12 protein-coding genes and 1 pseudogene are annotated in these 13,664 nt (G+C 72.6%); 2 read left to right on the top strand and 11 right to left on the bottom strand.

Features of this window, described 5'->3' with window-relative positions; translation table 11 throughout:
* Positions 1 to 64 precede the first annotated feature (64 nt).
* Complete coding sequence (locus AB0367_RS11455) at positions 65 to 874, top strand: DNA-formamidopyrimidine glycosylase family protein (RefSeq protein WP_366226147.1); 810 nt, start codon at positions 65 to 67, stop codon at positions 872 to 874.
* A 115-nt stretch (positions 875 to 989) separates the two neighbouring features.
* On the top strand, positions 990 to 1,874 hold the full coding sequence (locus AB0367_RS11460) for a hypothetical protein (protein ID WP_366226148.1): 885 nt from the start codon (positions 990 to 992) through the stop codon (positions 1,872 to 1,874).
* 24 nt (positions 1,875 to 1,898) lie between these two features.
* On the opposite strand, the gene AB0367_RS11465 is transcribed toward AB0367_RS11460, so the two are convergent.
* The 11 genes and pseudogenes from AB0367_RS11465 to AB0367_RS11515 all read right to left on the bottom strand — a co-directional run bounded on the left by AB0367_RS11465 (position 1,899) and on the right by AB0367_RS11515 (position 13,540).
* Positions 1,899 to 2,660, bottom strand: coding sequence for a hypothetical protein (locus AB0367_RS11465; RefSeq protein ID WP_366226149.1), 762 nt, complete (start codon positions 2,658 to 2,660; stop codon positions 1,899 to 1,901).
* A gap of 31 nt (positions 2,661 to 2,691) precedes the next feature.
* Entirely contained in the window at positions 2,692 to 3,546 is an 855-nt protein-coding gene (locus AB0367_RS11470) for a PspA/IM30 family protein (RefSeq protein WP_366226150.1), read from the bottom strand.
* A gap of 145 nt (positions 3,547 to 3,691) precedes the next feature.
* The gene (locus AB0367_RS11475) at positions 3,692 to 4,510 is read right to left on the bottom strand and encodes a hypothetical protein (RefSeq protein ID WP_366226151.1); all 819 of its coding nucleotides are present in this window, start codon (positions 4,508 to 4,510) and stop codon (positions 3,692 to 3,694) included.
* Positions 4,511 to 4,540: 30 nt separating this feature from the next.
* Positions 4,541 to 6,364, bottom strand: coding sequence for a substrate-binding and VWA domain-containing protein (locus AB0367_RS11480; RefSeq protein WP_366226153.1), 1,824 nt, complete (start codon positions 6,362 to 6,364; stop codon positions 4,541 to 4,543).
* 312 nt (positions 6,365 to 6,676) lie between these two features.
* Complete coding sequence (locus AB0367_RS11485) at positions 6,677 to 7,213, bottom strand: helix-turn-helix transcriptional regulator (RefSeq protein ID WP_366226154.1); 537 nt, start codon at positions 7,211 to 7,213, stop codon at positions 6,677 to 6,679.
* 93 nt (positions 7,214 to 7,306) lie between these two features.
* Entirely contained in the window at positions 7,307 to 7,804 is a 498-nt protein-coding gene (locus AB0367_RS11490) for a CinA family protein (protein ID WP_366226155.1), read from the bottom strand.
* A 443-nt stretch (positions 7,805 to 8,247) separates the two neighbouring features.
* Positions 8,248 to 8,802 (bottom strand): annotated as a pseudogene (gene pgsA, locus AB0367_RS11495) (CDP-diacylglycerol--glycerol-3-phosphate 3-phosphatidyltransferase); the annotation flags it as partial.
* Complete coding sequence (gene rimO / locus AB0367_RS11500) at positions 8,799 to 10,238, bottom strand: 30S ribosomal protein S12 methylthiotransferase RimO (RefSeq protein ID WP_366226156.1); 1,440 nt, start codon at positions 10,236 to 10,238, stop codon at positions 8,799 to 8,801. The gene rimO and the pseudogene pgsA, both read right to left, overlap by 4 nt.
* Before the next feature lie 50 nt (positions 10,239 to 10,288).
* The gene (locus tag AB0367_RS11505; protein WP_366226157.1) at positions 10,289 to 10,600 is read right to left on the bottom strand and encodes a DUF3291 domain-containing protein; all 312 of its coding nucleotides are present in this window, start codon (positions 10,598 to 10,600) and stop codon (positions 10,289 to 10,291) included.
* On the bottom strand, positions 10,534 to 11,133 hold the full coding sequence (locus tag AB0367_RS11510; protein WP_366226158.1) for a helix-turn-helix domain-containing protein: 600 nt from the start codon (positions 11,131 to 11,133) through the stop codon (positions 10,534 to 10,536). Before AB0367_RS11510 ends, AB0367_RS11505 begins: the two co-directional genes overlap by 67 nt.
* A gap of 19 nt (positions 11,134 to 11,152) precedes the next feature.
* Positions 11,153 to 13,540: a DNA translocase FtsK 4TM domain-containing protein gene (locus AB0367_RS11515; RefSeq protein ID WP_366226419.1), complete on the bottom strand. Its 2,388-nt coding sequence runs from the start codon at positions 13,538 to 13,540 to the stop codon at positions 11,153 to 11,155.
* Between the last annotated feature and the right edge of the window lie 124 nt (positions 13,541 to 13,664).

Below are 13,664 nucleotides of genomic sequence, written 5' to 3' on the forward strand. Positions count from 1 at the left end.
GGCGAACTCGTAGAGTGACGGTCGGGTCATGAACAGCGACTGCGTCACAGATGGGAGGTGCCCGGTGCCGGAGGGCGACACCGTCTGGAACACCGCCCGCGCGCTCGGCGAGGCGATCGCGGGCCGGGTCGTCGAGCGCAGCGACTTCCGCGTCCCGCGGCTGGCCACGGCCGACCTGTCCGGCTGGACCGCCGCCGAGTCCGCCTGCCGCGGCAAGCACCTGCTGCTGCGCCTGACCCGGGAGGGCCGCGAGCCGCTCACCCTGCACTCGCACCTGCGCATGGACGGCGCGTGGCGCACGTACGCACCCGGAGAGCGCTGGTCGGGCCGTCCGGCGCACCTGATCCGCGTCGCGCTGCACACCGCGGCCGCGGTCGCCGTCGGCTACCACCTGCACGAGCTGGAGATCGTGCCGACCCGCGACGAGGAGCGGCTGGTCGGGCACCTCGGGCCGGACCTCATGGGCCCGGACTGGGACGCCGCCGAGGCGGTCCGGCGGCTGCTCGCCCGGCCCGAGCGATGGATCGCCGACGCCCTGATCGACCAATCGAATCTGGCGGGTATCGGCAACCTGTACAAGGCCGAGACGCTGTTCCTGCGCGGCGTGTCGCCCTGGACGCCCGTCGAGCAGGTCGCGGACCTGACCGCGCTCGTGGAGAAGGCGCACGCGCTGCTCAACTCCAACCGCCACCGGTGGACCCAGGCGACGACGGGCTCGCTGCGCCGCGGCGAGACCAACTGGGTCTTCGAGCGCGCCGGCCAGCCGTGCCGCAGGTGCCACACGAGGCTGCGGCGCTGGACGGGCGGCGACCACGAGCGCATCACCTACTGGTGCCCGCACTGCCAGCCCGGCGCTCTCCCGCCGCCGGGCTGACCGCGCCCCCGCACGAGAGAAATTTCAGGTCGTGTTATCCCGCTCGACCACGCGAGGACAGCTGGCGGGAACGCGATAGTGTGCTGGGCGTAATCAGCATGGGTGGCCGCGTCTCATGGGGAGGGGCGATGCGCAGCACGGGGTCCGCGACAGCGTGCGGGGTGGCGAGCCGGTGGACGTCCGGCTGACCCGTCGCGGCCTGCTCGTCGGCATCCTGACGACGGCCACACTGTCGGCGTGCGAGAGCGCGCCCGGTGTCACGCCGACGCCCACTCCGTCGTTCGACCTGCCCGGCGACGCACCGGTCGCCGCCTGGGAGCTGACCGGCGGCCTGAGCGCGGCCGGCATCGCGGCCCTGCGCCCGCCCCGCCTGGTCGTGTACGGCGACGGCGACGCGATCGCGGACGCGGCGTACCGGTCCCGCCTCGACCCCGGCCAGCTGCGCGCCCTCGCCGTCGCGCTGGCCGACGACCTGCGCTCGACCGGCGCGCAGAAGAAGCCGACGATCATCCCGACGATCGCCGACGCGCCCGTGACGAAGGTGTCGGTGTGGTCACCCTCCGGGACACTGACGTTCGCCGCCGAGGGGCTCGACGAGCTCAAGGCCGATCGCCTGTACGCCGACGTGCTCTACGCCGCCCGCGACCGCCTCGCCGCCGTGCACAAGACGGTGTCGGCGACCGCGCAGCCCTACCTGGCCACGCGCGTGCGGGTCGTCGCGGTGCCGGGGCTGGACGGCACGGCCGGCTCGACGGGCATCGACCCCGTCACCGCCGACCCGAGCGCCTCCGCCTCGACAACGGCGTGGCCGGCTGACGTGCTGCTTCCCGCCCCTGACCGCGAGGGCCTGCGCAAGGCCGACCTGGACGGCGACACCGCGCGCGCGGCGGTCCGGATGCTGACCCGGGACCTCGACCAGCGGGGCGCCTGGCCCGTGTACCGCATGCCTGACGGCACCGTCGTCCGCGCGAGCTGGCGCTACCTGCTCCCGCACGAGTAAGCGCGTCGCGCCGCGGCCGGTTGGTCAGGCGGTCTGCGGCCGCGGTGCCGCCTGCGGGTTGCGCAGGTCGGCCAGGCCCTCGGCGACGCCGCGCAGGAACGCGGTCGCGTCCGTGAGGCTGCCCACCGCGGTGCTGTCCTCAGCCACGCAGCCGGCCGCCGCGGTCACGAACTGCTCATATGCGGTCACGCCCTGCTCCAGCTGCTCGCTGAGCGCCCAATGGGCCGGGCGCAGGCCCTCACCGGCCGGACCGATGCGCATCGCACGCTCGACGGACGCGCAGCGCTGGGCGAGGTCGCGCAGCTGGCGCTCGGCGACGGCGGCGTCGAGGACCGCGGTCTCCGCGGCCGGGCCGAGCCGGCCGACCAGGCCGCTGAGCATCCCGGAGGCCCGGTCCAGGCGCCGCCACGGCTCGGCGACGGTCAGGCCGCGCAGCTTGAACGCCTCGCGCTGCCGGTCGTACTCAGCGACCGCGGTGCGTCCCGCGGGCAGCCGCTGCACCAGGCCGACGAGCTTGTCGCGGGCCACCGCGCCAGCCAGGGCGGGGTCTGGCTCCGGTGGTACCGGCAAAGCTCGGAAGGCCCGGTAGTCGATCCACCGCCAGACGGCGACGGCGATGGAGCCGCCGGCCGCGGCCGCCCAGAACGCGTCGGCCAGGCCGAGGCCGCTGTACGGCACGAGCACGGCGGTGGCGCCGGTGAGCAGCCCGGCCCGCACCGACCAGCCCCGTGCGGAGCGGTGCAGCTTCCGCAGTCGCTTCAGGTGCTTGGTCCGATCGCTGGCCATGACCGCCCCCCGGGTTGTACCTCGTCTCGGTTCAGCCGGCGCTGGCCGAGTCCCCCGCCTGCTTGTCCTTCAAGCTCGCCCGGATCTCGTCCAGGCGCGCCACGCTGGCGTCCTTGGGCCCGGTCGAGGCCACGGCGGGCGTCTCGGGCGCGGCGGCGAGCTTCTCGCCGGCCATGCTCGCGCGGATCTGGTCGAGGCGGGAGCTGCCGGCCATGTCGAGGGTCGAGCGCTGCACCTCGAGCATCCGCCCCTCGACGGAGTTGGAGGCGAGCTCGGCGCGGCCCATGGCGTTGGCATACCGCCGCTCGATCTTCTCCCGGACCTCGTCCAGCGACGGGGTGTTGCCCGGGGCGGCGAGGCCGCTCATCGACTCCAGCGACTTGGCGACGGTCTCCTGCATCTTCGCCTGCTCCAGCTGGCTGAGCAGCTTGGTGCGCTCGGCGAGCTTCTGCTGGAGCATCATGGCGTTGTTCTCGACCGCCTTGCGCGCCTGGGCGGCCGCGTTGAGCGACTGGTCGTGGAGGGTCTTGAGGTCCTCCATGCCCTGCTCGGCGGCGACCAGCTGGGTGGCGAACACCTGCGCGGTCTGCTCATACTGCGTGGCCTTCGCCACGTCGCCCTCGGCGTGGGCCTTGTCGGCGAGCACGAGTGCCTGCCGGGCCGACCCCTGCAACTTCTCGACCTCGGACATCTGCCTGGACAGCCGCATCTCAAGCTGGCGCTGGTTGCCGATCACGGCCGCGGCCTGCTGCACCAGCGCCTGGTGCTGACGCTGCGCGTCCTCGATCGCCTGCTGGATCTGCACCTTCGGATCGGCATACTCGTCGATCTTGGCACCAAACAGCGCCATGAGGTACTTCCAGCCCTTAGCGAACGGATTCGCCATCTCGCGGTCCTCTCTCGGCCAGCACTCGGACGTGCCAGGCTTCCATGGTGTCAGGCTCGCGCTATAGCGTCACGCCCACCTCGAACGCAACGGCCGGGAAATTAGCGCTAAACCGGGGTAATTAGGGACACAACTCAGGGAGAAGTCAGGGCTGCATACCCGGATCCCCGCCCGACAGCGCGGACCGCGACAGCCGCTCGGCCTCTGCCAGGCCGGCACGCAGTCCCTCAAGATCGTTGGTGAGCTCCGCCACCTTCGACGCCGTGAACGGCGTGCCGCCGACCGTGGTCGCGTGCAGGGCGACCAGTTCCGCCATCCGCGCCACCAATCCTTCCATGCCCAGTACGGCGGACTGCATGCGAGCCAGCAGCAATCCTCGGGCCTCCTGGAGCCGCTTGCCGACGTCGAGCTGGTCGGCCACCGCGCGCAGGGCCCGCTCGCGCTCGTCGCGCAGCGGCCCGGCCGGCAGATCGGACAGGCCGCGCCGGATCTGGTTGTAGTCCTGGCGCAGCCGCTGCGTGTTGATGCCCGACGCGGTCTGCTCGATGAGTGTCACCTGCCCGGCGAAGCGGGCCAGATCGGCCAGCGCGCCGGCGGCCTGGTCGTCGACCTCGGAGATCTGGCCGCGCAGCACCGGGTCGCCGGTGCTCTCGGACTGCCGGCGCAGCGTGCGTACCGCCGTCTCGGCCCGGCGCAGCCAGCGTTCCGCGTCACTGCCCCGGGGCGGGGCGGGCAGGCTCGGCGGGGGCGCCGCGGTCACCGCCCGGGGCGAGGAGCCGCGATCGGCGAGGGCGCCGAGGCCGACCCGGATGCCATACACCGTCCCGGCGACCGCCAGCCCGACCGGCACGCCGACCGCCAGGCCCGCCGGGGCGAGGGCGGCCGCGACCGCCCCGCCCAGACCCCCCAGGATCCCGGCCGCGACGAGGCCCCACGGCTCTGTCAGCTGCTCCTTGACGCCCACGCCCGTAAGTGTGCCTTCTCCGCCGCGGTATCAGAAGTTGCTCAGGACGTTGACGAGAACCTTGTCGATGGTCGTCGGGTCGCTCGCGTCGTAGGCCGCGGCCCGCGACGCCGAGGAGATCCGCTGCAGTACCCCGAGGTCGGCCTGCCCGCCGTACGCGATGGTGAACACGCGCACCGCGATCTCCTTTTCCGACGTGTCGATGTCACGCACGAGGCCGTCGAGGTCGCTGTCCTTCGGGTACTCGTTCTTGCCGTCGGTGAGCACCACGACCGCGTTGATCCGGTTCGGGTCCGCGAGATCGGCCATCTTGCGCTGCGCGGCCCGCGTGGTGGCGTACAGCGCCGTGCCGCCCTCCGCGTGCAGCGAGTTGATCATCTGCTCCAGCCGCGCCCGGTTGCTGCTCAGCGGCCCGACCGGGACCTGTTCGGTGTACGGCGTGCTGGCCCCCGCGATCTCGGTCGAGAACGTCCACAGCCCGACCTCGTCGTCCGACGCGAACAGCGTCAGCGACTGCAGCGCGGCCTTCTTCGCCAGCGCGATGCGCGACTGCCCGTTGCCGGCGTCGGTGTTCATCGACCCGGACACGTCCAGCACCAGCAGCACCTTGGCCCGCTTGCGCTGCTCGTCCCACGTCGTCAGGGCCTTCTCCAGCACCTGCGGCGACGGCGGGTCGATCACCGTGTACTTCGCGTCCGCCAAGAGCCCGTTCTCCCGGGTCAGCCCGGCGCCCGGCTTGCCGTCGTACGTGCGGAAAGCCAGGTCGGTGAAGCGCTTCTGCTGCGGCGCGTCGCGCACGTAGGCGAGGAAGTCGGCGGCGGCCGCCTTCTGCTCGTCGCTGGCGTTGCTGAGCACCACATACGGGTGGTCGCTCAGCAGGGTGCCCTCCTTGGGGTACACCGCGACCAGCGGTACACGCGGCTTGGGACCCTTGCCCGCAAGCGCCGGGTCGCCGGTCGGGTTGCCGCTGTTGTAGTCGTACACCGACTTCTCTTCGATCGCGACCGCGCTGATGTAGTTGAGCCCGCGTCCGGCCTGGTCGGCGGCGGCCAGGTTGGACAGGAACGTCAGCGAGATGTCGCCGTAGTGCACGATGCCCGACTCGACGGACTTGACGTACTGCAGCACCTTGGGGTCGGCGAGATCCTTGTCCGTCAGGTCGGTCGAGCGCCCGGTGGCGGCGAAGTACGCGCCGACCGTCGCGTTGAGCCCCGACGTGGAGAAGTGCGGGTTGGTCTTGCCGAGCCTGAACTTCCCCCAATCCGGGTGACCCTTCGAGCCCCATCCGTTCGGGTCGGTCGTCAGCCCGAGCACGTCGCCCCAGCCGATCGGCTTGTCGGGCCAGCCCAGCGCCTCGGCCATCGGCTTGGGCATCGCGAGCACCAGCGGCGACTGCGCGATCATCGGCAGCTTGCCGTCGGGGACCAGCGCGCCCTTGTCGCCGCTGGCCAGCCGCTGCTTGAGCAGCGCCACCCAGGACGCGGACGCGGGCGTCCACACGGCCGGCTGCGGCCCTTCGCGCCCGACGTCCCACCCGGTGGCCAGCGCGTCGAGCGCCGCGCCGGAGGCCTTGCTCTGCACGATCGGGTCGGCGCACTTGCCGTCGAAGCGCCGGTCCGACTGGATGTAGCTCTTGGCGAGTTCCGTCATCAGCGCGGCCTTCTCGCTCGACGCCGCGACGTTCAGCGCGATGCACCCCTCGCGGCGCGGCGTGTCGGCCTTCTTGCCGCCGCCGTTGTCGTCGCCACGGTTGGCCAGGACGAGGTACACCCCGCAGATCGCGAACACGCCGATGACCGCCGCGATGATGATCGGAAGGGGATTGCGCCGCCGGTTGGGGGCCGGGTAGCTCACGGGTCGCTCGCCTCCGCACTGCCGCGTTCACTGGCGCCCCCGACGGGGCGCGCCACCAGTGTCGCAGGTCGCGTCGAACCGTGATCAAGGCACGTCTGGCCGCCGCGTCTCACTGGGCTCGACCGGGGCTCCGTGCGTTCGGCTCTCCGGCCGGCTTTACACGGCCGGCTTTACGACGTTTTGCGGCCCTCTACGGCCTTTACGGCCAGCCCGACGGCCTTCTCCCGGTACAGGGCTTGGTCCAACCCTGCCGGCTATCTTGCGGTCGGCTGCCTTGCGATCGACTAACTCGCGGCAGGTCGGCGCGGGAGGTCAGGCGGCGTAGACGACGTCGCGCTCGCGGTCGACCGGGCCGCGGGTGGCGCGCAGGGTGGTCCGGAGCGGACCGTCGTGGTGGACCGCCACCGACAGCTTCGCGTCGGCGGAGACCTTCGACTTCGAAGCGCCTCGCACCAGGCGGGCCTGCGGCGCCTCCGCCGGTCCGCTCGCCGCCGCCGGCACGGGCTCGCCCGACGTCGCGGGCGCCGGCACCCCGGCGGGGGACGCCTTCGCGCCGTTGGGGGCGTCGCCCTGCGCCCCGTCGGGCCCGCCGACCGGCACGAGCACCGGTGGCAGAACCTCGGAGAGGGCGAGCGAGTCGCTCACGTCACGCAACACCTCGGACAGCGCGGCCCCGAGGGCTTCGCAGATCGCGGCCAGCAGCTCGCTGGACGCCTCCTTCTGGCCGCGCTCGATCTCCGACAGGTATCCGAGGCTCACGTTGGCCGCGGTGGAGACCTCACGGAGCGTCCGATGCTGGGCCTGCCGTCGCGCTCGCAGCGCGTCACCGATCACCCGACGAAGCAGCACGGCGGCACCCCCTCTGACGCAGCTGGCAAGACCGCGAAAACTGGTACTCGTCACGGTACCTGGTGTGGCGCGGATCGACACCCTGCCCCGCCGTCATGAGATATCGAGGGTCTCCGCGAGCAGCCCGACGGCGGCCGCCACGGTCCCGGCCCGGATGTCCGCGCGATCCCCCGCAAGTGTGAGTTCGCGCACCTCGACGCGTTCGGGTTCGCCGTGGGCCGGCGCCGGCCCGACGACCGCGACGTACACCCGCCCGACCGGCTGACCTGCCTGCGGGTCCGGTCCGGCGACCCCGGTCGTGGCCGCGGCCCAGTCGGCGCCGCACCGCTCGCGGGCCCCCGCGGCGAGCGCGGCGGCGACAGCCGCATCAACGGGCCCGTGCGAGGCGAGCAGCGGAGGGGGCACGCCGAGGAGCTTCGCCTTCAACTCTGTTGCGTACGCCACGATCCCGCCCCGGAACACCCGGCTCGCCCCCGGCACCTCCACGAAGGACGCCGCGAGCAGTCCGCCGGTCAACGACTCGGCGACGGCCAGCGTCTCCCCCCGCCGCTGCAGGGCATCGAGGATCGCGCCCGCCCTTTCGTCACCCACTGAATCCCTCCTTCGCCACGCGCAGCGGCCCCGCCACACCGCGCCCCACACACGCCCATCCAGCCCGCGACGCACACAGCACCCCGCCACGCCTTTCCCCTCACGCCCACTCTGCCCGCACCGCACGCGCCCCACATGCGCGCACCCGCGGGACCTTCACGCCCTCACCCGCACCTCCAGCGCCCCAAACGAACCCTGCACCGCGGCTCACACGCACGCGTCCACGCCGCCCCGGTTGCCTTCACCCACCCGCACGGCCGGGCGACCGCATCAAGGCCGGGCGCTCACGCGACCGGCTCATCGGCCTGCGGGACCACGGCCGGGTCCTCAGGGGACACCGGACGCGAGACGCCGGGAGACACCTCAGGCGAGACGCTGAGAGGCACCGAAGGCGAGACTCCGGGAGACATCGGAGGCGAGGCGCCGGCCGACGTCAGCGGCGCGCGGCGGAGGCGCACCGCGCGGGCGACGTAGTCGAGGCCGGTGACGACCGTCACAATGACGGCGGCAGACATGATCCAGGGGCCGACGGCCGCAAGGCCGGGAGGCAGAGGCGTGAGATACCAGCCGATCGCAAGGATCTGCAGGGAGGTCTTGATCTTGCCGCCGCGGCTGGCCGGAATGACGCCGTGGCGGATCACCCAGAAGCGCAGCGCGGTCACCCCCCACTCCCGGACCAGGATGAGGACGGTCACCCACCAGGGCAGGCGGTCGTAGAACGACAGCAGCACGAGGGCGGCGCCCGTGAGAGCTTTGTCCGCGATCGGGTCGGCGACCTTGCCGAACGACGTGACCAGGTTGTGCGCGCGGGCGATCCAGCCGTCGACGTAGTCGGTGGCGGAGGCAACGATGAAGGTCAAGCCGGCTGCCAACTGCCAGGCGTCGTGGGTCATCCGGCTGGCGACCACGCACACCACGAAGACCGGCACGAGCACCATGCGCGCGACCGTGAGGATGTTGGCCGCGTTGAGGAGGGGAACGGGCTTCACCGCGCTCATGTCGACGCCGGGCTGAGCATCTCGATCGGTGTCGCGACCAGGTCGACGCCGACGCTGTCGGTTACCTTGGCACGCACGAGGTCACCCGGGCGCAGGGTGGCTGGGTCGATCGCGCCGCCGGGAACGAGGGTGGTGGAGCCGTCGACCTCGGGGGCCTGGTGGGCGCCGCGGCCCTCGATGTCGACGCCGTCGGCGTGGTGCTCGACGGTGTCGACCAGCACATCGACCATCGAGCCGACCCGGTCGCCGGCCCGCTGCGCGCAGAGCTCCTCGGCGAGGGCGCTCATCCAGTCATACCGCTTCTTGATCGTGCCGGCGGCGACCTTGCCCGGCAGGCTCGCGGCCTCGGTGCCGTCCTCGTCGCTGTAGTCGAAGACGCCGATCGCGTCGAGGCGGGCCTCGGTCAGGAACTTCGCGAGCTCGTCGACGTCCTCGCGGGTCTCGCCGGGGAAGCCCACGATGACGTTGCTGCGCGCGCCCGCCTCGGGGTCGAGCTTGCGAACCGAGGCGAGCAGCTCCAGGAAGCGCTCGGTGGAGCCGAAGCGGCGCATCCGGCGCAGCACGGGCTCGCTGGAGTGTTGGAAGGACAGATCGAAATACGGCGCGACGCCTGGCGTGGTGGCGATCGCCTCGACGAGGCCGGGGCGCGTCTCGGCGGGCTGCAGATAGGAGACCCGCACGCGCACGATGCCGGGCGTGGCGGCCAGCTGGGGCAGGAGCTTCTCCAGCAGGCGGGGGTCGCCGAGGTCCTTGCCGTAGGAGGTCGAGTTCTCGCTGACGAGGACGAGCTCGCGCACACCGTTGGCGCCGAGCCACTCGGCCTCGGCGAGCACCTCGTCCGGGGTGCGGGAGACGAAGGCGCCGCGGAAGGACGGGATCGCGCAGAACGTGCACCGCCGGTCGCAGCCGCTGGCGAGCTTCAGGGGCGCGACCGGGCCGTTGTCCAACCGCCGCCGCAGCACGCCCTGCAGGTGGGCGGGCAGGTGCCCAGGCGTGACCACCTCGATGCTGCGCCGCTCGACCGGGGTGATCGGCAGCAGGGTGCGCCGGTCGCGGGGCGCGTGCGACGGGATCTTCTCGCCGGCGAGGATCGCGTCGAGGCGGGCGGCCATGTCGGGGTAGTGATCGAAGCCGAGCACCGCGTGCGCCTCCGGCAGCTCACCGGCCAGCTGTTCGCCGTAACGCTCGGCGAGGCAGCCGGTGGCGACGACCTTCGCGCCGGTGTCGGCCGCGGCCAGCAGGGTGTCGATCGAGTCCTGCTTGGCCTTGGTCACGAAGCCACAGGTGTTGACCAGCACGACGTCGGCATCGGTGCCGTCCGTCGTCACCGACCAGCCGCCGTCGGCCAGGCGGGCGGCGAGCTCCTCGGAGTCCACCTCGTTGCGGGCACAGCCCAGGGTGAGCAGGGCTACGCGGCGGTCAGTGTTGGTGGACATGCTGTCGAGGGTACCGACCGGGACCGACAATTTGCGGAGCGGATCCTGCCTCAGGAAGCGGGGAACGGATCCCGGAATGTGAAGGCCCGCGGCGTCGGTCCCTCGCGACGCAACAGGTCAAGCCGCTCCTCTGCCTCCCCCAGCGTCGGCACATGCCCCTCCGGCACCCACCAGACGACCGCGAAAGCGTCGCCGAACGGACGGAACCACTCCCGCCGCCGTCGCAGGATGTCGAGGTGCCCACTGCGGAACGTGAACTCGCGAAGCGCCTCCAGGCTCCGCCACACCGACAGGTTCACCATGACGTCGCCGCCGAACGGGCGCAGCGAGGTCGCGTCCGCAGCGCAAGGTTGGCGCCGCACACGGCCCCGGGATGCGTCCGAGCCACCCCGTCGAACGGGCAGTTGCGCAACCGCCACACGTCCCCGTCCGCGTACGGCTCATACCCGAGCCGCCGCAGCGTCTCCTCCGCGGGCCTGCCGGCGAGCCGCGCCCCGTGCCGGCGGGCGGCGACGTACAGTGCCGGCTCCACGCCGGCGTCCTCAACCGCGTCGGCGAAGACCTCGGCCAGCGCCCGGTAGCCGCGCGGCGGCAAGCTGAACGCGTGCTCGGCGGCGGAGCGCCGGTAAAGCTTCGCGGGCCGCCCGGCGCCTGGCCCGTCCCGGCCGCCCAGCCGCGCGAACGACACGTCCAGCAGCCCGGCCTCGGCGAGGCGGTCGAGGTGGTGCGCGGCGAGGTTGCGCCCGATGCCGAGCGCCTCGGCCACCTGGTCGCGGCTCAACGCATCGCCGGCAGCCGCCACGTGCTCATACACCGCCCGGCGCCGTGTGTCCGCCAGGGCCGCGAGCGCATCGATCTCCTGCTCATCGGGAAGGTCCGGCACACGTCCAACCATTGCAGCAGCGTGGCGTAGGTCAGTCGTCTTCGGCGGACTTCAGCGCGCCGAGCACTTCGGGCAGCGCGTCGGGCTTGATCAGCACGTCACGGGCCTTGGAGCCCTCGGACGGGCCGACGATGCCGCGGGTCTCCATGAGGTCCATGAGCCGCCCGGCCTTGGCGAAGCCGACCCGCAGCTTGCGCTGCAGCATGCTGGTGGAGCCGAACTGGCTGGTCACGACCAACTCGATGGCCTGCAGCAGCAACTCGAGGTCGTCGCCGATCTCCTCGTCGACCTTCTTCTTGCCCTCGTCACGCTTGGCCGTCACCTCCGGGCGGAACTCGGGCTCGCGCTGGTCCTTGCAGAACTGGACGACGTCGTTGATCTCGGTCTCGCTGACCCAGGCGCCCTGGATGCGGACCGGCTTGGAGGCGCCCATCGGCAGGAACAGCCCGTCGCCGCGGCCGATCAGCTTCTCCGCGCCGGGCTGGTCGAGGATGACCCGCGAGTCGGCGAGGCTGGAGGTGGCGAAGGCGAGCCGGGACGGCACGTTGGCCTTGATCAGGCCGGTGACGACGTCGACGCTGGGCCGCTGGGTGGCCAGCACCAGGTGGATGCCGGCGGCCCGGGCCAGCTGGGTGATGCGGACCACCGAGTCCTCGACGTCGCGCGGCGCGACCATCATCAGGTCGGCGAGCTCGTCGACGACGACCAGCAGATACGGATACGGCCGGATCACCCGCTCGCTGCCCGGCGGCGCGGTGATCTCCCCGGCCCGGACCTTGCGGTTGTAGTCGTCGATGTGCCGCACGCCGGCCGCGGCGAGGTCGTCGTAGCGCATATCCATCTCGCTGACGACCCAGTCGAGGGCGTCGGCCGCCTTCTTGGGGTTGGTCACGATCGGCGTGACCAGGTGCGGGATGCCCTCGTAGCTGGTGAGCTCGACCCGCTTGGGGTCGACCAGCAGCAGCCGCACCTCGTCCGGCGTGGTCCGGGTCAGCAGCGACACCAGCAGGCTGTTGAGGCAGGACGACTTGCCCGCACCGGTGGCGCCCGCGATCAGGATGTGCGGCATCCTCGCGAGGTTGGCCACCACGTAGCCGCCCTCGATGTCCTTGCCGAGCGCGACGAGCAGCGGGTGGTGGTCGCCGGTGGCCGCGCGCGAGCGCAGCACGTCGCCGAGCGCCACGTTTTCCCGGTCGGAGTTGGGGATCTCCACGCCGACCGCGCTCTTGCCCGGGATCGGGCTCTGGATTCGCACGTCGGCCGACTTCACCGCGTAGGCGATGTTCTTGGACAGCGCGGTGATCCGCTCGACCTTGACGCCGTGACCGATCTCCACCTCGTAGCGGGTGACCGTCGGCCCGCGGGTGAAGCCGGTGACCACCGCGTCGACGCCGAACTGCTCGAACACGCCTTGCAGCGCGCCCATCACCTCGTCGTTGGCGCGGGTGCGCCCGCGCGGGGCGTCGCCGGTGCCGAGCAGAGTGGGCGGGGGCAGCTTGTAGTCGGGGTCGGTGAGCGCGAGCTGCTCGGCCCGGGTGGGCAGCGGCGAGTGCTCCGGCGGCTCCTTCTCCGCGACCGGAGCTGGCTCCTTCTTCCGCTTGCGCCCGGCGGGCGGTATCCGCGGCAGGACCACGGTGTCGTGGACGATGTCCGGGTCGAGGTCGGGTGCGGCGGCGTCGAACTCGCCGGCATCAGCGTCCGGTGATAGGCCCAGCGGGTGCGGCAGCGGCTCGGGCTCGTCGGCGCGGGAGCCCTGCCGGCGCCGGGCCGACGCGCGCCGCGTGGGCTGGGCCTCCGGCTCGTCGTAGAGCTCGTCGAGCTCCTCCTCGTCGGCGAGGGCGGGGTCTTCGACCCGGCCGAGGGCGAGGTCGCACAGCTGTCGCCAGCGGTGCGGGATGCGGCTGATCGGGGTGGAGGTGACGACGAGAAGACCGAAGGCGGACAGGAGCAGCAGCAGCGGCACCGCCACCCAGGCCGTGACCGCCATCCCCAGCAGCCCGCCGATACCTCTGCCGAGCAGGCCGCCGGCCTTGTCCATCCGGTCCGGGAGAGTCGGGCTGTCCGCGGCCAGGTGCATGATGCCGGTGCCGCCGATGAACAGCGCGCCCCAGCCGACGATGCCGCGGCCGCGGCGGTCCTCCGTGTCCGGCCGGGCCCGCATGATCCGGATGCCGGCGCCGAGGAGCAGCACGGGCAGCACCGCGGACGCGGCGCCGATGAACGTGTGGCAGATGTCGGCCAGCCAGCGCCCGACCGGCCCGGCCGCCTGGAACCACAACGCGGCGGTGAGCAGCACCGCGAGGCCGATCATGGCGAGGCCGGCGCCGTCGCGGCGGTGCTCCGGGTCGAGGTCGCGGGTCGTGGCGGCCTGCCGGCCGACGGCCCGCGCGCCCCAGCCGACGCTGTGCGCGAGCCCCATCCAGACGGCGATCATGCCGCGGCCGAACAGGCCGAGCGGCGTGGCGACCACCGCCCCGCGGCGGCGGCGCACCGGCGTCGCGGCGCGGCTCCCGGCAGCGGCGCGACTCCCGGCTGCGGCCCGG

The sequence above is a fragment of the Dactylosporangium sp. NPDC051484 genome, assembly GCF_040689395.1.
Classification (GTDB): Bacteria; Actinomycetota; Actinomycetes; order Mycobacteriales; family Micromonosporaceae; genus Dactylosporangium.

Bases quoted from the DNA above. Each gene is read 5' to 3' on its own strand.
- AB0367_RS11515 (WP_366226419.1), bottom strand. From the start codon at position 13,540: ATGGGGCTCGCGCACAGCGTCGGCTGGGGCGCGCGGGCCGTCGGCCGG.
- AB0367_RS11460 (WP_366226148.1), top strand. From the start codon at position 990: ATGGGGAGGGGCGATGCGCAGCACGGGGTCCGCGACAGCGTGCGGGGT.
- AB0367_RS11470 (WP_366226150.1), bottom strand. From the start codon at position 3,546: ATGGCGAATCCGTTCGCTAAGGGCTGGAAGTACCTCATGGCGCTGTTT.
- rimO (WP_366226156.1), bottom strand. From the start codon at position 10,238: ATGTCCACCAACACTGACCGCCGCGTAGCCCTGCTCACCCTGGGCTGT.
- AB0367_RS11510 (WP_366226158.1), bottom strand. From the start codon at position 11,133: ATGGTTGGACGTGTGCCGGACCTTCCCGATGAGCAGGAGATCGATGCG.
- AB0367_RS11465 (WP_366226149.1), bottom strand. From the start codon at position 2,660: ATGGCCAGCGATCGGACCAAGCACCTGAAGCGACTGCGGAAGCTGCAC.